We start from the raw sequence: 15,648 nt of genomic DNA, 5'->3' as shown, positions 1-15,648 counted from the left end.
AACTTCCCTCAGTCGGCCAAAGGCCGGCGCAGACTGAAGCTCCATCCTCGTATAGGAGCTCATCATGGAAGCAACTTCGACGTGTCACCGCGAGCCGTGGAACAAGGGCAAGCTCGTCGGGCAGAAAACCCCATTCCGGCTCAAGGAGATTTGGGCCATCCGGGTGCGTTTGCAGCTCCAAGGCCGTGTGCGGGACCTTGCTCTCTTCAACCTCGGCATCGACAGCAAGCTCCGGGCGTGCGACCTCGTGCAGCTTCGCGTCCGCGACGTTTCAAACGGCGAGCGCGTGGCCGCCCGCGCGAAGGTGATGCAGCAAAAGACCGGGCAGCCGGTTCAGTTCGAGATGACAGGCCCGACGCGGTTGGCCGTCGCCGCCCGAATCGTGGACGGCTGGGTCGAGGAGATTGGTCCGGACAGCGCGACCTATGGCACGCACTCGATGCGCAGGACGAAGGCATCGTTGATTTACCGGCGCACGAAGAACTTGCGCGCCCTGCAACTTTTGCTAGGCCACAGCAAGCTTGAGAGCACTGTGCGCTACCTGGGCATCGAGGTCGAGGACGCGTTGGAACTGGCGGAGCAGACCGACGCTTGAGGCGACCGGCCGCTCGGACGCGCTGGAGCGGGCGGCTCTCCGGCAGAGTGCGGCCAGGAGCGGTCGCTCGCCCCGCGTAGCAAAAATGAGCTAGGCTGGGCCAGTCCGGTTAGGAGAATTCACATGAAAGTTGACGGCCAATGCCATTGCGGCGCGATTGCATACGAAGCTGAAGTTCAGGAAGGGAGCATGACAGTCTGCCACTGCACGGACTGTCAAACCCACTCGGGTTCCGCCTTTCGCGCCAACATCTCCGCGCCCGCGGCTGGCTTCCGTCTTATGAAGGGCGCTCCTCGCACCTACGTCAAGACCGCTGCCAGCGGTGCAAAGAGGGTTCTCGCTTTTTGCGAATACTGCGGCACCCCGTTGTATGCATGCGCAGTCGAAGAGCCGCTGGCTTATTCGCTACGAATCGGGACGCTCAGACAGCGGCATGAATTGGGTGCACCGAAAAGGCAGATATGGGTGCAACGACGCCTTCCGTGGGTGACGCTTCCGGAGAGCGTAGAGACGTTCCCTGGTCAGCCGTGATGGGAGAAGCCAGCCTGGCACGCAATAGGGTGGTTGACAGGTGGCGGCCAACAGCGGACTGTCGTGCTCGGTATCCGAGCGTGCGCACTGACAGCTGTCAAGCAACAATCGCCACTGTTTTGTATCTTTGAAAAACCTCTTGAGTGCAATCTGCGCGGTCGTGCTCGCCTGCGGCTGCGCAACCCAACCGTCGACTGTGCCTGGTCAAGGTTCAGGCGCGGCCTACGCTCCAATGGTCGATATGGAGGGTGTTCAGGTCGATGTCTTTGCCAGGGATGTTGAAACATGCCGGACCGTAGCGTCGAATCTGCGAGTGCAGCGCACCAAGAGGGTACGGCAGCGACACTTCGGACGTCATCGTGATTGGCGCGGCCATCGTCTTTCCTGCAGCGGTGGTGGGCGCGGCCCTGGTCGGGGGTATCGCCACTGCGGTGTACGACGAGGCATATCCGAGCGGCGGGCGCGCGGAGCCGAAATTGCAGCGATCGGCGATGGTCGATTGCATGGCCCGTAGAGGCTATAGGAACATGGACCCGAACGTGAAGGTCCCGCATGTCGCCGCCGCCACGCAGATTGAACCTCCATCGCCAGCCCTCAAGACGGGCCGGGATACGTACGTCGCCGAGAAGCTTGCGAAGGGTATGAACTGCAGCGCCGTGCCGCGGGCGGTCCTTGAAGAGAAAGGGCCTGGCTTCGAGCGATACAGCGTTGGATGCTCCGACGGCCAGACACTTGCCCTTCGCTGCGAGTTCGGCAACTGCTCGAAGGAGGGGGCCGGTGGAAATTGACCAAGAAGGACCGGAAGCTGAGGACGCGCAACATTGAGCACATGGAACATTTCGGGCCGTCCGTGCCGGCGGGGATGTGACAGGATGCAGCCAGCAGCAGACTTTCGCGGTCACCTTCTGTTTTTGCTCGAACTCACGATGGAGAACCCGATGATGATTGTTTTCGGCGGCCTACCGGGCACCGGCAAGACTGCCATCGCGCGCGACCTCGTTGCCCGCTTGCCCTCGGTCTATCTGCGCATCGACACCATCGAGCATGCGCTCCTGAAGGCGACTGCGCTCGAAGATGTTGGCCCCGCTGGCTACGTCGTGGCGTATGAGCTTGCCAGGTCCAACCTGACGCTTGGCATGACAGTGGTGGCCGATTGCGTCAATCCCCTCTCCGTCACCCGAGAAGCGTGGCGGGCTGTGGCTGCCAGCACATCGTCAAACCTGCTCGAGGTCGAAATCATTTGCTCTGACCGGACCGAACACCGCCGGCGGGTAGAGGGGCGCAAAGCTGAAGTTCGGGATTTCACGCTGCCAACCTGGGACGCGGTCCTCCGTCATGAATACGAGGCATGGACGACAAGCCGCCTGGTCATTGATTCGTCGCTCGTCACCCCGAGCGAGGCAGCGACGCAGATTCTGGAGGGGTGGCTCAGCCAAGCCGGGGACAGGTGAGCAAAGGCAGAATACGGCCAGTAGCGGGTACTCGCGACAGTCGGCTTTCGGGCTGCAGGAGTGTTCGGACGAGGCGCAAGCCGGCTGCAGCGCTGCACCTGCTGATATGTTCGATCAAGCCTTTCCATTTGACAGGTTAAATCTGCAAGGTATGAGCGAAATTCGAAAACTCACGAGGCTGTGGCCGACTTTGCGGGCCATGCCTGCGTCGTGCACCGCCATCCATCAGTCAGACCCCTCAGCGCTTCGTCAAGCTCCTCACCCCGCCGCATGGCAGAGCCTAGGCACCGCGCTCCTCTGGCCTATGCGCGGGGGTGATGGGCTCCGCCTCTTCAAGCAGAAGCGCTGACGCCGGCCGGCCAAAAGATGGCCGGCCTGTCAAGAATTGCCGCTTAGTTTGTTTGACAGGTGAAGCTGTCCGCCGAGTTCACGTCACCACTCCCCTTGTACTTCGGGAAGGTTGAGGGAAACCCGGCATTTGAGTGCCGTTCACAAGCTGGACAATGGCACGCTCACAACCATGCGAGCGAAGTCCGATGCAATCTGGCAAAGCCACTCAAATCCAGCTCGACATCACGTCTGACCTGCAGAAGTGGCGGGCATTCCTGGCCATCGCAGAACTGGGCAGCCTGACACGAGCAGCCCTGTTTCTGGACAGCAATCAATCCCTGCTGAGCCGCCATCTGAATGCGCTCGAGCGGGAATGCAAGGCGCGGCTCTTCAATCGCACAGGGCGCGGCGTGGCACTGTCCGATGTCGGCCAGCGCATCTTCCCGCTTGTAAAGGCCCTTCTCTCGGATGCGGAGCAGCTGGAGCTGGAAATCCATGGTGAGGCGCGCGAGCCCTCTGGCCGAGTCACCATCGGATCGCTTCCCTCGATCACCAATCCAATCGTCGGCCGCCTGTTCAAACAGTTGCGCGAACGCCATCCGGGAATCCAGCTCAAGATCCTCGAAGGCTCGAGCGGTCAGGTAGAGGAATGGCTGTCCGACACGCGCGTCGACATAGCCATTCTCTATCGATACGGTAATGCGCATTACGAGCAGGAGCAGGCGCTTGCCACCGTCGACAGCTACCTGATCGGCCCCGCGGGTGACCGATTGACTGCTGCCCCCGAAGTTGCCTTTTCCGCCCTGCACGAGTTGCCTTTCATCCTGCCGAGCGCACCGAATGGGCTGCGCACGGCGCTCGACGCGATGGCCCGGCAGGAGCACATCACGCTGGCGCCGGCCATCGAAGCCGATTCGCTTCCGCTGATGCGAACGACGGTCGCCGAAGCTCGGCTCTACACCGTGTTACCCATCCACGCGGTGTGGGCCGAATTGCAGGAAGGGCGACTGCAAGCGGCCAAGATCGTTTCACCGGCACTGCAGCGTATCGTCTCCATGGCCCTGGCGCGCACCAAGGGGCCCGCGCGGGCGGTGTCTGCCGTCGCGGCGGAAATCGTCAGCGTCGTCGAGGACAGCGCGCGCAGCGGGATGTGGCACTCCGGCGGTCCCGCGTAGCCTCGTCTTGCGCGTCCACGCATACCAGCGTTGCGTCGCGCACGGATGCTCGCATTGCCCCGGTCGCCTAAGCTCGTTGGCAACGATCGACCACAGGAGACACGTGCATGCCAAGAATTTCCCTGCCCGCGCCGGAGACCATGAATCCCGAGCAGCGCGCCGTCTACGACAAGATCATTTCCGGTCCGCGCGGGCGCATTCAGGGTCCGCTTCGGGCCGCGCTCCACAACCCGGAGCTCGCGGACAAATGGCAGGCGATCGGCGCCCTGCTGCGCTACGGCACGACGTTGACGCCGCGGCAGTCGGAAATCGCGATCCTGGTCACCGGTCGCGCCTGCAACTCGCCTTTCGAGTGGTATGCGCATCGCGCCGAAGCCGAGAAGGCCGGCATCGAACAGCCGATCATCGAAGCGCTACTCGCCCAGACCGAACCGCCCGGCCTTTCGGCGGACGACGCTGCCGTCTACCACTATGCGGTCGAACTCAACCGGCACAACTCGGTTTCCGATGCGACCTACGCCACGGCGCTTGGGCGCTTCGGTGAACGCACGGTGGTCGAACTGACTGCTCTGATCGGCTACTACACGATGGTCGCAATGACGCTCAACTGTCACGAGATTCCACTGCCTGATGGTGTCGCACCGGCCTTCCAGCTCCCACAAAAGGCAGACTTGCTATGAGCGAGCACGCCCCTGCAGCCGCGGGCTGGGATTGCCACGCCCACCTGTTCGGTCCCTACGACCAATTTCCGTTGGCGGCCGAGCGCAGCTACACGCCGCCGGAAGCGGTCGAAGCCCAGTACCTGGCGCTGCTGGCACGGCTAGGCCTTTCGAACGGCGTGCTGGTGCATCCCAGCGCCTATGGCGAGGACCACGCTTTGCTGCTGCACGCACTGGCGGCGCAACCCGCTTTGCGCGGCGTGGTCGTGGTCCGACCGGGCAGCGAGCTGGGGCTAGCCGGCCTGCGCGAACGCGGCGTGCGAGGCGCACGTTTCAGTCATCGAAGCGGCCCAGGCACCAACTTCGCTGGCAGCGCATCTTTCGATGACTTGCAGTCGCTCGCGCCCGCGCTCGCCGACGCCGGCCTGCATGCAGAGCTATGGACCGACTGCAAGGCACTGCCCGCCATTGCCCCGCAGTTGCTGGCGCTGCCCGTGCCGATCGTGATCGACCACATGGGCGGCTTCGACGTGAACGCCGGCACGGACGAGCCGGGATTTCGCACGCTGCTCGAGCTGCTCGCGGCCGGCAAGGTCTGGGTCAAGCTTTGTGCCTATCGCAACCTCCTCAACGCACCTGACTGGCAAGCCGGGCGGCCGTTTCAGCAGAGGATGATCGAAGCCAACCCCGAGCGATTGGTGTGGGGCAGCGACTGGCCGCACCTGAGGGTGACGCCCACGCCCGATGCTGCGCAACTGCTCTCGATGTTCAGGGATTGGGCCGGCAACGAGGCCATTGCAGGCCAGGTGCTTCGCGCCAATCCGGAGCGCCTGTACCGATGAATCCGCGCGCCGCGATGGACTGCCCGGCAAGAGCCAAGCGGCAGTCGCTGGCCATCGCGATTGTGGCGACACTTGGCCTTGGCGCCTGCAGTTACCGGAACGACGTCATCGCCAATGGCGCGGCATTGAACACGCCGCAAGCGTGCGACGCGTTGCCCACCACCGTCGCCCTGGCACCCCATACGCGCATCCTGGCCGCGGTGTTCGAGACGACGACGCCGACACAGCCGGCGCATTGCCGCATCGACGGCGACATCGACTCCCGAGTCGGCGTCGACGGCCAGAGGTACGCCACGCGGTTTCGCTTGCGTCTGCCGCAAGCCTGGAACCAGCGCTTCTACATGGGCGGCGGCGGCGGTACCAACGGCGTACTGGTCGACCCGGTCGCCGTGATGGCCCAGGGCTTCGCGACCATTGGGACCGACGCCGGCCACGACAACACGCTCAACAGCCGTCCCGATGCCGGCGGCACTGCCGCGTTCGGGCTCGACCCGCAGGCACGGATTGCCTTCGCCTACCAGTCCTACGACCAGGTTACGCGCGTGGGGAAGCTGCTCACGCGGGCCTACTACGGGCAGGCGCAGCGCTACGCCTATTTCCAGGGCTGCTCGGAAGGTGGGCGCGAGGCCTTGCTGATGTCGCAGCGCTACCCCGAGCACTACGACGGCATCATTGCCGGCGATCCGACATTGCACCTGCCATTGGGCCCGCTGGCCGGCATCCACACGACCCAACTGTTCGCTGGACTGGCCAAGCGCCTGGGCAAGTCGCTCCCCGACGGTCAGCCGGCCATCGGCCAGAGTTTCAGCGACTCCGATTTGCTGTTGGTGCGCAACGCCGTGCTCAAGGCGTGCGACGCGCTCGATGGCCTGTCGGATGGCATCGTCGACAACCTGCCCGCCTGCACCGCACCGCGGGTACATACGCAGTTGCTGACCGCGCAGTGCCCGGGCGCCAAGGGGGACGCCTGCCTGACGGCGGACCAGATCAAGACTCTGGAGACGGCATATGCCGGTGCCGTCGATTCAAAGGGCCGCCAACTTTACTCGGACTGGCCGTGGGATCCGGGCATGGGAGGCGTCTCGGCCACGGACAAGAGCTACAGCCAGTCATGGCGCTCGTGGTGGCTCGGATCATCGAGCGCAACGGCGAACAACGCCATCAAGCTCTCGTTCGTTTCCGCCATATCGGTGCTCTACACCTCCGCGCCGAAGGTTCCGTTTGCCAGTAGCGATGCCTTGCCTTTCTCGCTGGCCTACAACTTCGACACGGATCCCGCCAAGATTTACGGCAGCTCGGCGCCTGGCGTCACGCCGGCCTACACGCCGTCTTCGGCGTCGATGTACTTCACGGAGGCCACGGATCTGTCGCCCTTCAAGAGACGCGGCGGCAAGCTCATGGTCTACCACGGTGGCGCGGACTCGTCGGTATCGCTGAACGACACGCTGCGTTGGTATGAGAGCGTCGCCAGGCAGATACACGGCAGTGCGCAGGACTTCGCACGGATGTACGTGGTGCCCGGCATGAACCATTGCCGTGGCGGTCCCGCCACCGACAGCTTCGACATGCTGCCGCAGCTGGTGCAATGGGTCGAGGCGGGCACGGCACCCGACAGTGTCCTTGCCAAGGCCAGCAACCCCGGGTACTTCAATGTCAGCGCCCGCAGCCGTCCGCTGTGCCCGCACCCGCAGCAGGCGCGCTACAAGGGCGCAGGAGACATCAATGACGCATCCAACTTCCGCTGCGAATAGCCGCAGGAACCGTCGCGCGCTGCTGCTCTCGATGGTGGCTTTCGCGGCTTCACCTGCGTTCGCGGCAGCCTACCCCGACAAGCCGGTCCGCCTGATCGTTCCCTTCCCGGCCGGCGGGGCGACCGACGTGATGGCGCGCGGCATGTCGCAGCGACTTGGCACCGAACTTGGCACGCAGGTGATCGTCGACAATCGCGGCGGCGCTGGCGGCACCACTGCGGCCGAGGCCGCCGCCCACGCGGCGCCGGACGGCTACACGCTGTTCTTTGCGACCATGGGCACGCAGGCGATCAACCCGGCCCTCTCTCCCAGGCTGCGCTACGACCCGCTGAAGGACTTCGCGCCAATCAGCGTGACGCACCTGACGCCGCGCGTGCTGGTGGTCGGGCCGCAGGTGAGCGCGAAGAACATCGCCGAACTTGTCGCCCAGGCCAAGGCCAGACCCGGCGCGTTGACCTATGGCTCGGCCGGCAACGGCAGCTCGAGCCACCTGGCCGGCGCGCTGTTCGAGAGCATGGCCGGCGTCAAGATGCTGCACGTGCCGTACAAGGGCAGCGCGCCGCTGTTGACCGACGTGCTGGCTGGCCGCATCGATATGAGCTTCGACTCCTACACCGTCTACGAGGAGCACATCAAGTCCGGCCGCGTGCGCGCGCTGGCGGTGACTTCGAGCCGGCGGCTGCCGGCGCTGCCGCTGGTGCCGACCGTGGCGGAGGGCGGCGTCAGGGGCTACGAGGTCTCCAACTGGCTCGGCCTGCTGGCGCCGGCTGGCACGCCGAAGGATGTGGTCGCCAAGATCCACGCCGCGCTGGGGCGCGCGATGGCGGCGCCGGCCTTGCGCGAGCAGTTGGCGACGCTTGGCATCGAGCCCGCCTTCAGCAGCCCCGAGGCCTTCGGAGCGCTGATTCACAGCGAGATCCCGAAGTGGGCCGAGATCGTCAAGCAATCCGGTGCGACCGTGGAATGACAATGAATCGGCGAGGCGGTGGAGTTCAGCGCATCTGCTGCCTCACTGGCAGCTGCCTTGCCTCGATGCGGCAAGACAAGCTGCAATATGAATAGTTCCCTACTTCCCGAGCAGATCGAGCGAACCGAGCAGTTTGGTCATCGCCACCTTGTCACGCTGCACGAAGGCCGTGGTCTCGGCGGGCGACAACGCCATGCGCTCGGCGCCCAGTGATGCGAGCAGTGCCTGATAGGCCGGATCGGCATTGATGTCGGCAACGGCCTTGCGCAGGACCTCAACGACCTGCCCTGGCGTTCCCTTCGGCGCGGCAAGGGTGTACCAGGTCGTCGACTCGGCGCCTGCGAATCCGGCTTCGGTCATGGTGGGAACCTGTGGCAGCAAAGGTGAGCGCTTGGCGCCGCCGTAAGCCAGGGCTTTCAGTTTCCCGTCCTTGATGAAAGCTTGCGTGGCCGCCAGATTCAACATGCCTACCTGGACCTGGCCACCCAGCAGATCCTTCAATGCCGGCGCCGCGCCGCCATACGGCACATGCGTGATACGGATCTGAGCTCGCTGCAGAAACAACTCCCCGCCCAGGTGCGTGGCGCCACCGGTGCCGGCCGACGCGTAGTTGAGCCTGCCTGGCTCCTTCCTGGCTAGCGCGACGAGGCCCTGCAGACTGTCGACGCCGACCGCAGGGTTCACGACGAGCACGTTGGGTTGATTGGCTACCACCGCAATGAAGGCGAAGTCGGCGATCCCGTCATACGGAGTGCGCTGCATGAGCGGCGTCACGACGTGGCCAGCTGAAGTTCCGATCAGCAAGGTGTAGCCGTCTGGCTTGGCGCGGGCGACGAACCCCGTTCCGATGGTTGCCGCGCCTCCCGCCTTGCTATCGACGATGACCGGCTGCTTCAGCCGCGTCTCGAGTTGATGCGCCATACCGCGCGCCAATGTATCGGCAGGGCCGCCGGCAGCGTAGGGATTGATCAGCGTGATCGGACGAGATGGGTAGGGCGGCTCGGCGTGGGTGCCTGCCAGCAAGCACAGCGCTGCACCGACAACGACGCAAGAGCGCACGAGGACAAAGCGGCGGGAGGTGGACATCTTGTTCCTTTGATTCATGATCTACCGGGTTCGTCTGTGACGCCCTCGGGGGTCCAGCCTTCGCCTCCGGGTGGCTTTTGCAGCATGGGACGGTGATAGATCTCGCCCAGACCTGCGTAGAAGGGGCCGCCCAAACGGGCGATGGGCCTCATGCGTACGCTGTCGACCCGCGTGCCGTCGTACACCTCTTCAGACAAATGGAACGCGACGACCTCGCCGATGTAGAGCGTGTTGATTCCTCGGCCCAGGACGATGACCTGGTCCAGCCGGCACTCCATCTGCACCGGAGAGGCCGCAATGCGCGGCGGCTGCACGTGCCGGCTCGCAAGCAGCGGAATTCCGAGCGCCTCGACCTCGCTGACATCAGGAGCGAATTCCTGGGCGCTCCGATGCATGAGCTCCATGTTGTGTTCGGTCGCCACATTCACCACGAACTCGCGGCCGCGCACGATGTTGCGCGCCGTGTCCTTGGTGTTGCCGCTGCCGGGTCGGGTCGCGATGTTGATCGCCAGCATCGGCGGACTCGTCGCCACGTAGTTGTAGGAACTGAACGGTGCCGCATTGACCCGCCCTTGTTCGTCGATCGTCGTGATCCACGCCACCGGACGCGGGGCCACGCAGCCGACCAGGAGGCGATAGGCGGTCGCCGTGTCGAGGCTATCGCCTTCGACGCAGGTGAAGGACTGTTGCTTCATGATCAACGCCCCTCATACCGCGGCGTGCGCTTTTCCAGGAAGGCACGCATGCCTTCCTTCTGGTCTTCGCTGTCGAACAGCCGTTCGAAGTAGCGGCGCTCGAGTGCGAGCGCGGTTTCTATCGGAACGTCGCCTCCCAGCCGCACTGCGTCGCGAATCGCCTGCACCGCCAGCGGCGGCATACCGGCGATCTGCTCGGCCAGTTCGACGCCACGTGCCAGCGCCTGCCCCGTTGGCACCAACTCGCTCACGACATTGGACATGTAGGCGTCGCCTGCCGGGATCATGTCGCCGGTCAGGCTCCACAGCAGCGTCTTGTAGCGCCCCGCGGCGCGCAGCAGCCGCTGCGTGCCGCCTGCACCGGGCATGATTCCGACCCGTATTTCGGGCTGGCCGAACTTGGCGTCCTCCGCCGCGATGATCATGTCGCAGGCCAGCGCCAGTTCGCAGCCACCACCCAGCGCGTAGCCTTCCACCGCGGCGATCACCGGCTTCGAGAGTTGCCGCACGACGTGGAAGACCCGGTCGGTGTCCAGGCGCACATGGTCATTCGGCCGCATGGTCGACATCTCGCCGATGTCGGTGCCAGCGACGAAATAGCCTTCGCTGCCGGTCAGCACCACGGCGGCAACGGCATCGTCGCTCGCCAGCGCCTCCAGCTGCTCGACCAGGTCGCGTTTGACCTGGAGATTCAGGGCATTGCGACGCTCCGGACGGTCGATGGTCACGATGCCGACACGGCCTCTGCGCTCGCAGCGCACCACGGGACAAAGGGTCTCGGCATTCATGACGCGGCCTGCACTTCGCGCTGCAGCCACACCGAACCGCGATAGCGGTCCTCGCCATAGCTCGCGCCCAGATTGCGAACCGTTCGAAGCACCGTTGCCAAACCGATGTCGCGGCCCCATGCCATCGGACCGACGGGGTAGTTGACGCCCTTTCTCATCGCTGCGTCGACGCTGTCGGCGGAGGCGATGCCCTGGTACACGGCTTCAGCGCCTTCGTTGACCAGCATGGCCACCGTGCGCATCACCAACATGCCGGGCACGTCCGCGAGCTGCGAGACACGCTTGCCCAATGCGCCGAACAGGCCCGCGGCCTTGAGGACGTCAGCGGCGCTCGCCTGAGCTGCCGCGGCGATGGCAATCCGGCCGCAACTGGCGTAGTCAAGGGCGAGGTCGAACAGCACCACTGCCTCACCCAGCGCGGCGGCCCGCTCGGTCGCGGTGCGGCCATCGGTCAACGCGAGTACGATCCCGTCGATGCGCAAAAGGCCATCGCCTGCCGTCCGCTCCAGGCGAATGTCGTCAAGCGTCGCCAACAGATCGACCAGCGGTCGCGCCGGACCGAGGTCGCCCTCGACACGAACGACCGATGGCTTCCTGTCCGTCGCGAGCCCGTCGATCACGACAGGGCTTGCACCGTCGCGGTAGTCGAAGAAGCCTCGGCCCGACTTGCGCCCCAGCCAGCCCGCATCGACGAGATCCTTCTGCATCAGCGACGGCTTGTAGCGCGGATCGTCGAAGAAGGCCTGGTATACCGAACGCGTGACGGCGAAATTGACGTCGTGGCCGATCAAGTCCATGAGTTCGCACGGCCCCATGCGGAAGCCGCCGGACTCGCGCATCACTGCATCGAGGGTCGCGGGCGATGCCACCTGCTCCTGAAGCAACCGCAGCGCTTCACCGTAGAACGGACGCGCCACGCGGTTGACGATGAAGCCCGGCGTCGAGCGGCAGTGCACCGGCGTCTTGCCCCAGGCCAGCGCCGTCGCAAAGATCTTCTGCGCCACGTCGGGCTCGGTGACGTGGCCGCTGACAACTTCCACCAGCGGCAGCACGGTGGCCGGATTGAAGAAGTGCATGCCGACGACGCGCTCCGGTCGCTTCAATCGACCGGCCAGCGCGGTGACCGACAGCGACGAGGTGTTGGTGGCGACGATCGCATCGACAGGCAACTGGCTTTCCAGCGCCGAGAGCGCGTTGACCTTGGCTTCGAGGTCTTCGTAGATGACCTCGATGACGAGGCCGACCCCGGCCATCGCACTATCGGGCATTTCGGGTCGCACGCGTTCGAGCACTGCGTCGCGCGTTGCCTTGTCGAGCTTGCCCCGAGCCACCCGCTTGTCCAGACTTGCGCGGATCATGCCAAGGCCGCGTTCAATCGTCACATCGTTGGCGTCGCGCAGGTACACCGTATGGCCGGCGGCAGCCGCCACCTCCGCGATGCCGCTGCCCATGGTGCCGGCGCCGATGACGATGACGCTCTTGCTTGGCGGCAGCGCGCCACTCGCAGTAGAAGTATTCTGTTGATCAACCATCGATGGGCTCCGTGGAATGAAAGGAAGGACGGGTCTGCAAGCCAGCGAACCAGTCCGCGAGTTGCGGCGCGCACTCGCGCCAACCGAGCGTGTCAAAGCGGTAGTCGAGGTATCCGAGCGCGCAGCCGACAGTCACGTGGCCGATGGAAAACGGCGCGCGGCCGAGCGAATCGGCCTCCGCGTCGAGCAGCTTGAGCGAGGCACGCACCTTGAGTTCGAAGGCATCCATCAACGCCGTCAGCGAATGCTCGCGCTCGCGCTCATTGCGCCAGAGGATCAGCGCGTCGAGCAGCCCATCGCCGAAAGCGTGCCAGCGTAGCGCCTGCCAGCGTGCCTCGCCCTGCGGCGGGAACAGGGTTCCGCCGGCCAGGTCGTTCAGGTACTCGCAGATCACGATCGAATCGAAGAGCGTCGCGCCGTCTTCGCGCACCAACGTCGGGATCTTCGACAGCGGGTTGTCCGCCATGATGGCGGGGTTGGGCTTCAGCATCGCGGCGACAGAGCGAACCAGCTCGAGCTTCGTTACCAGCCCGAGCTCGTGCGCGCAGATCATCACCTTGCGCACATAGGGCGACTTGGGCGACCAGTGCAGCTTCATCGTCGCGGCCATCAGATCGCTCCGGCTTCGCGCAGCGCTGCGATGTCGGTAGCGCCGTAGCCCAGCTCGGACAGGATGTCTTCGCTGTGCTGACCCAGCAGCGGGGGCGCGGTTTGTGTTTGCAGCGGGGACTCCGCGAAACGCATCGGGCTCGCGACCTGCGGTGCGTCGACACCGCTCGGATGAGGCACGTAGCGGAGCATCTCGCGCGCCTTAACCTGAGGCTCCTTGAACACATCGGCTACCGTGTTGATGGGGCCGCAGGGCACGCCGGCCCTGTCGAGGGCGGCAATCAGCTTCTCGCGCTCCCATTCGGCGAACACGTCGCACAGCATGGCCGACAACTCGCTGATGTTCCGGACCCGCTGGGCGTTGGTGGCGAAGCGCTCGTCCGTGATCCAGTCGTTCTGTCCGAAGACCTCGCACAGCTTGGTGAACTGGCCGTCGTTGCCGACCACCAGGATCACGTCGCCATCGGCGCAGGCGTAGACGTCCTGCGGCTGGATATTCGGATGCGCGTTGCCGTTGCGCCGCGGCACCTTGCCCGACACCAGGTAGTTCATCGCCTGGTTGGAGAGCGTCGCCACCTGCACATCGAGCATGGCGATGTCGATGGCGTCGCCGACGCCGGTCTCGTTGCGGCGCGCCAGCGCGGCAAGCACGGAGACGGCGGTGTACATGCCGGTCATCAGGTCGACGATCGGAATGCCGACTTTCTGCGGCCCACCGCCAGGCCGGCCATCCTTCTCGCCGGTGACGCTCATCAGGCCACCCATCGCCTGGATCAGGAAGTCGTAGGCCGGCTGGTCGCGCCGCGGGCCGGTCTGGCCAAAGCCGGTGACCGAGCAGTAGATGAGACGGGGGTTGATCTTGCGCAGCGATGCCTCATCCAGGCCATAGCGCGCCAGCGTGCCGGCCTTGTAGTTCTCGAGCACGATGTCGGCTCGCTTGGCAAGTTCCTTGACGATCTTCTGGCCCTCGGGCTTTTCAAGGCTGACCGTGATGGAGCGCTTGCCGCGATTGACGGCGAGGTAGTAGCCGGCTTCCTTGGTGTCGTTGCCCTCTGCATCCTTCAGGAACGGAGGACCCCAGGTGCGGGTGTCGTCGCCGGCGCCGGGCCGCTCGACCTTGATCACCTCGGCGCCCAGGTCGGCGAGAATTTGGCTGGCCCAGGGCGCGGCGAGGATGCGGCTCAGGTCGAGCACCTTGACGTGCGACAGCGGGCCCTTGTTGGTGGTCATTCGAAGTCTCCTTGTGGTGGACTGAATTCTGGAATCTGGATCCGTTTTGGGCTACGTGCGGGGCCGCAAGACTGTGATGCGCCGTGGCGCATACCGGCAGGACTCGCGTGCCCGGCCTCGCATAGCAGCTATGCGCCAGAGCGCGGTGGCAGGAATCGATCCCGTCCCTAAAGTTCATCCACGACAAACTGGAGACATCGACCATGAATGCACTTCTCAAATCCGCAGCTGCACTGACCCTTGCGCTGGCCGCAGCCTCGGGATGGGCGCAGGCCTATCCCACCAAGCCGATCCGCTTGGTCATTCCCTTTCCGGCCGGTGGGCCGGTGGACCAGACAGCCCGCGCACTCGGCGCCAAGCTGAGCACGTCCCTTGGCCAATCGATCATCATCGACAACAAGGGCGGCGCCGGCGGCCTGCTCGGCGCCGACGCAGTCGCCAAATCGCCGGCCGACGGCTACACGCTGCTGTTCTCCTCGGCGGGCGCACTGGCCATCGTGCCGCACATCGTGCCGTCGATGCCCTACAACCCGCAGAAGGATCTGGTTGCCGTGACCCAGGCATTGAAGGTTCCGGCGGTTCTGGTGGTAGCCGCCAGTTCGAAATACAAGACCTTCGCGGACCTGAAGGCCGCCGCCACGGGCGACGCCAGCAAGATCAACTACGCATCGGCCGGCAGCGGCACCACGCCGCACCTCCAGGCCGAACTGCTCAAGCGCGAAGCCAGGCTGAACATCAACCACATTCCCTACCGGGGCGCGGCCCCGGCGCTGACCGACCTCATGGGCGGTCAGGTCGACATGATGATGGTCGACATCCCCGTGGTGCTGCCATTCATCCAGTCGGGCAAGGTGCGCGCGTTGGCGGTGACCAGCGCCACCCGCATTCCCGTGCTCAAGGATGTCCCTACGGTGGGCGAGCTCGGTCTGCCGAAGGCCGAGGCCTACAACTGGTACGGCATGCTCGCGCCGGCGCGGACACCGCCCGAGATCATCAACAAGATGTATGGCGCCGTCGGAGCCGCATTGCGCTCGCCTGATCTGAAGCAGCAATTCGAGCAGCAGGGCGTGGAAGTCGTCGGCAGCAAGCCCGAGGAGTTCGGACCGTTCATCGCCGCCGAATCGGAGCGTTGGGGTTCGCTGGCCAAGGCGGTGGGCGCCAAACTGGACTGACCCGGCGGACACCTGATCATTTCGAAGCGCTCAGCGCCCCAGTGGCGCTGTTTATTTCAACCTTCTGGATCCACCACATGGCCACCCAAGCCTTCATCTGCGACGCCGTTCGCACCCCCTTCGGCCGCTACGGCGGCGCCCTCTCGAGCGTGCGCACCGACGACCTCGGCGCGGTGCCGCTCAAGGCCCTGATGGAACGCAACAAGAACGTCGACTGGCAAGCGGTCAGCGACGT

The 15,648-nt window shown here is 64.9% G+C and carries 18 protein-coding genes; 11 read left to right on the top strand and 7 right to left on the bottom strand.

Annotation, left to right across the window (positions count from 1 at the left end; genetic code table 11):
• Positions 1-64 precede the first annotated feature (64 nt).
• Both AC1DF3_RS19315 and AC1DF3_RS19310 read left to right on the top strand, forming a co-directional pair.
• Entirely contained in the window at positions 65-595 is a 531-nt protein-coding gene (locus AC1DF3_RS19315) for a site-specific integrase (protein WP_478140509.1), read from the top strand.
• 123 nt (positions 596-718) lie between these two features.
• Positions 719-1,126, top strand: coding sequence for a GFA family protein (locus AC1DF3_RS19310; RefSeq protein WP_478140508.1), 408 nt, complete (start codon positions 719-721; stop codon positions 1,124-1,126).
• Positions 1,127-1,337: 211 nt separating this feature from the next.
• Here the strand turns inward: AC1DF3_RS19310 and AC1DF3_RS19305 are convergent, their stop codons facing one another.
• Complete coding sequence (locus AC1DF3_RS19305; protein WP_478140507.1) at positions 1,338-1,631, bottom strand: hypothetical protein; 294 nt, start codon at positions 1,629-1,631, stop codon at positions 1,338-1,340.
• A gap of 22 nt (positions 1,632-1,653) precedes the next feature.
• On the opposite strand from AC1DF3_RS19305, the gene AC1DF3_RS19300 reads away from it, so the two are divergent.
• The 7 genes from AC1DF3_RS19300 (at position 1,654) to AC1DF3_RS19270 (ending at position 8,301) form a co-directional block, all read left to right on the top strand.
• The gene (locus AC1DF3_RS19300; RefSeq protein ID WP_478140506.1) at positions 1,654-1,914 is read left to right on the top strand and encodes a hypothetical protein; all 261 of its coding nucleotides are present in this window, start codon (positions 1,654-1,656) and stop codon (positions 1,912-1,914) included.
• A gap of 84 nt (positions 1,915-1,998) precedes the next feature.
• Positions 1,999-2,577: a P-loop nucleotide/nucleoside kinase family protein gene (locus AC1DF3_RS19295; protein WP_478140505.1), complete on the top strand. Its 579-nt coding sequence runs from the start codon at positions 1,999-2,001 to the stop codon at positions 2,575-2,577.
• Between the two features lie 536 nt (positions 2,578-3,113).
• Complete coding sequence (locus AC1DF3_RS19290) at positions 3,114-4,082, top strand: LysR substrate-binding domain-containing protein (protein WP_478140504.1); 969 nt, start codon at positions 3,114-3,116, stop codon at positions 4,080-4,082.
• Between the two features lie 107 nt (positions 4,083-4,189).
• Positions 4,190-4,762 (top strand): carboxymuconolactone decarboxylase family protein, encoded by a 573-nt coding sequence (locus tag AC1DF3_RS19285; RefSeq protein ID WP_478140503.1) that lies wholly within the window; start codon positions 4,190-4,192, stop codon positions 4,760-4,762.
• Positions 4,759-5,583 (top strand): amidohydrolase family protein, encoded by an 825-nt coding sequence (locus AC1DF3_RS19280; protein WP_478140502.1) that lies wholly within the window; start codon positions 4,759-4,761, stop codon positions 5,581-5,583. The genes AC1DF3_RS19285 and AC1DF3_RS19280 overlap by 4 nt, the downstream gene beginning before the upstream one ends.
• A complete protein-coding gene (locus AC1DF3_RS19275) occupies positions 5,580-7,334 on the top strand; it encodes a tannase/feruloyl esterase family alpha/beta hydrolase (protein ID WP_478140501.1) in 1,755 nt (584 codons plus the stop codon). Before AC1DF3_RS19280 ends, AC1DF3_RS19275 begins: the two co-directional genes overlap by 4 nt.
• Complete coding sequence (locus tag AC1DF3_RS19270) at positions 7,306-8,301, top strand: tripartite tricarboxylate transporter substrate binding protein (protein ID WP_478140500.1); 996 nt, start codon at positions 7,306-7,308, stop codon at positions 8,299-8,301. The genes AC1DF3_RS19275 and AC1DF3_RS19270 overlap by 29 nt, the downstream gene beginning before the upstream one ends.
• A gap of 99 nt (positions 8,302-8,400) precedes the next feature.
• Here AC1DF3_RS19270 and AC1DF3_RS19265 read toward each other — a convergent pair whose 3' ends face one another.
• From AC1DF3_RS19265 to AC1DF3_RS19240, 6 genes are read right to left on the bottom strand one after another with little or no spacing between them, the layout of a single operon-like run.
• On the bottom strand, positions 8,401-9,387 hold the full coding sequence (locus AC1DF3_RS19265) for a Bug family tripartite tricarboxylate transporter substrate binding protein (RefSeq protein WP_478140499.1): 987 nt from the start codon (positions 9,385-9,387) through the stop codon (positions 8,401-8,403).
• 14 nt (positions 9,388-9,401) lie between these two features.
• The gene (locus AC1DF3_RS19260) at positions 9,402-10,082 is read right to left on the bottom strand and encodes a flavin reductase family protein (RefSeq protein ID WP_478140498.1); all 681 of its coding nucleotides are present in this window, start codon (positions 10,080-10,082) and stop codon (positions 9,402-9,404) included.
• 2 nt (positions 10,083-10,084) lie between these two features.
• Positions 10,085-10,870: an enoyl-CoA hydratase-related protein gene (locus AC1DF3_RS19255; protein ID WP_478140497.1), complete on the bottom strand. Its 786-nt coding sequence runs from the start codon at positions 10,868-10,870 to the stop codon at positions 10,085-10,087.
• The gene (locus tag AC1DF3_RS19250) at positions 10,867-12,402 is read right to left on the bottom strand and encodes a 3-hydroxyacyl-CoA dehydrogenase (RefSeq protein ID WP_478140496.1); all 1,536 of its coding nucleotides are present in this window, start codon (positions 12,400-12,402) and stop codon (positions 10,867-10,869) included. Before AC1DF3_RS19250 ends, AC1DF3_RS19255 begins: the two co-directional genes overlap by 4 nt.
• A complete protein-coding gene (locus AC1DF3_RS19245) occupies positions 12,395-13,012 on the bottom strand; it encodes a glutathione S-transferase family protein (protein WP_478140495.1) in 618 nt (205 codons plus the stop codon). The genes AC1DF3_RS19250 and AC1DF3_RS19245 overlap by 8 nt, the downstream gene beginning before the upstream one ends.
• Complete coding sequence (locus tag AC1DF3_RS19240) at positions 13,012-14,241, bottom strand: CaiB/BaiF CoA transferase family protein (RefSeq protein ID WP_478140494.1); 1,230 nt, start codon at positions 14,239-14,241, stop codon at positions 13,012-13,014. The genes AC1DF3_RS19245 and AC1DF3_RS19240 overlap by 1 nt, the downstream gene beginning before the upstream one ends.
• 203 nt (positions 14,242-14,444) lie before the next feature.
• Between AC1DF3_RS19240 and AC1DF3_RS19235 the strand changes: the two genes are divergently transcribed.
• A complete protein-coding gene (locus AC1DF3_RS19235; protein WP_478140493.1) occupies positions 14,445-15,413 on the top strand; it encodes a Bug family tripartite tricarboxylate transporter substrate binding protein in 969 nt (322 codons plus the stop codon).
• 77 nt (positions 15,414-15,490) lie between these two features.
• Positions 15,491-15,648, top strand: a 158-nt coding sequence (locus AC1DF3_RS19230; RefSeq protein ID WP_478140599.1) for a thiolase family protein, incomplete at its 3' end; no start/stop codon positions are given.

The sequence above is a fragment of the Variovorax sp. 10N432 genome, assembly GCF_056394465.1.
The sequence above is the reverse complement of the archived record's forward strand: the minus strand, read 5'-3'. Positions and strand labels throughout refer to the sequence as shown.

Bases quoted from the DNA above. Each gene is read 5' to 3' on its own strand.
- AC1DF3_RS19275 (WP_478140501.1), top strand. From the start codon at position 5,580: ATGAATCCGCGCGCCGCGATGGACTGCCCGGCAAGAGCCAAGCGGCAG.
- AC1DF3_RS19255 (WP_478140497.1), bottom strand. From the start codon at position 10,870: ATGAATGCCGAGACCCTTTGTCCCGTGGTGCGCTGCGAGCGCAGAGGC.
- AC1DF3_RS19270 (WP_478140500.1), top strand. From the start codon at position 7,306: ATGACGCATCCAACTTCCGCTGCGAATAGCCGCAGGAACCGTCGCGCG.
- AC1DF3_RS19245 (WP_478140495.1), bottom strand. From the start codon at position 13,012: ATGGCCGCGACGATGAAGCTGCACTGGTCGCCCAAGTCGCCCTATGTG.
- AC1DF3_RS19240 (WP_478140494.1), bottom strand. From the start codon at position 14,241: ATGACCACCAACAAGGGCCCGCTGTCGCACGTCAAGGTGCTCGACCTG.
- AC1DF3_RS19300 (WP_478140506.1), top strand. From the start codon at position 1,654: ATGGACCCGAACGTGAAGGTCCCGCATGTCGCCGCCGCCACGCAGATT.
- AC1DF3_RS19280 (WP_478140502.1), top strand. From the start codon at position 4,759: ATGAGCGAGCACGCCCCTGCAGCCGCGGGCTGGGATTGCCACGCCCAC.
- AC1DF3_RS19305 (WP_478140507.1), bottom strand. From the start codon at position 1,631: ATGCAATCGACCATCGCCGATCGCTGCAATTTCGGCTCCGCGCGCCCG.
- AC1DF3_RS19285 (WP_478140503.1), top strand. From the start codon at position 4,190: ATGCCAAGAATTTCCCTGCCCGCGCCGGAGACCATGAATCCCGAGCAG.
- AC1DF3_RS19250 (WP_478140496.1), bottom strand. From the start codon at position 12,402: ATGGTTGATCAACAGAATACTTCTACTGCGAGTGGCGCGCTGCCGCCA.
- AC1DF3_RS19235 (WP_478140493.1), top strand. From the start codon at position 14,445: ATGAATGCACTTCTCAAATCCGCAGCTGCACTGACCCTTGCGCTGGCC.
- AC1DF3_RS19290 (WP_478140504.1), top strand. From the start codon at position 3,114: ATGCAATCTGGCAAAGCCACTCAAATCCAGCTCGACATCACGTCTGAC.
- AC1DF3_RS19310 (WP_478140508.1), top strand. From the start codon at position 719: ATGAAAGTTGACGGCCAATGCCATTGCGGCGCGATTGCATACGAAGCT.
- AC1DF3_RS19315 (WP_478140509.1), top strand. From the start codon at position 65: ATGGAAGCAACTTCGACGTGTCACCGCGAGCCGTGGAACAAGGGCAAG.
- AC1DF3_RS19295 (WP_478140505.1), top strand. From the start codon at position 1,999: ATGCAGCCAGCAGCAGACTTTCGCGGTCACCTTCTGTTTTTGCTCGAA.
- AC1DF3_RS19260 (WP_478140498.1), bottom strand. From the start codon at position 10,082: ATGAAGCAACAGTCCTTCACCTGCGTCGAAGGCGATAGCCTCGACACG.
- AC1DF3_RS19265 (WP_478140499.1), bottom strand. From the start codon at position 9,387: ATGTCCACCTCCCGCCGCTTTGTCCTCGTGCGCTCTTGCGTCGTTGTC.